Below are 583 nucleotides of genomic sequence, written 5' to 3'. Positions count from 1 at the left end.
CATTCCATGCGCCTGTTCTCCGCCGCCCTTTTCGCCGCCGTCCTGGGCCAGGGCGGGGCCGCAGACCAGGGCGGCGGCGAAAAGGGCGGCGGAGAACAGGCGCATGGAATGGATCCTCAAGGCGCGGAAGAAACCGGCTGCGCCGGCGGGGTGAAATCCTGGGCCAGCTTGGCCGTGCCGCCGGTTCCCGGCGGCACGATGACCTGGCCGCCCTTGACCAGGCCCAACGCCCACAGCGAGCCGGCCGTGGTGTCACGGCCCCGGGCCGCGAACTGGAAGGCCTTCAGCGGGATGCGGACATCGCCGAGTTCCAGGTAGCGCGCGGCCAGCAGCAGTTCGCCCGAGCGTCCGCCGAGGCCGGAAGGCGCGACATGGACGATCTCGCCGACCCCCTTGGTTCCGGCCGGGATGATCACCTGGCCGTTCACCATCACCGGCTCGGCCAGCACGATGGCGAACTTGTCGCCGACCTTGTTGGTGTTCGAGCCGATCTGCTCGGCGATGGTGATCTGGACCACGGTGTTCTTGGGCGCCGAGGGGGCGGGCGCGGCGGCCGGCGCCGGATCGGGGGCCTGGGCCAGGG

At 71.4% G+C, this 583-nt stretch carries 1 protein-coding gene; it reads right to left on the bottom strand.

Going from position 1 to position 583, the window contains the following annotated elements:
• Positions 1-116: 116 nt before the first annotated feature.
• Positions 117-583: hypothetical protein (locus GVN21_RS20365; protein WP_166576562.1), on the bottom strand; the 467-nt coding region annotated here is incomplete at its 5' end.

It is taken from the genome of Caulobacter sp. SLTY (assembly GCF_009905535.1).
Classification (GTDB): Bacteria; Pseudomonadota; Alphaproteobacteria; order Caulobacterales; family Caulobacteraceae; genus Caulobacter.
The sequence above is the reverse complement of the archived record's forward strand: the minus strand, read 5'-3'. Positions and strand labels throughout refer to the sequence as shown.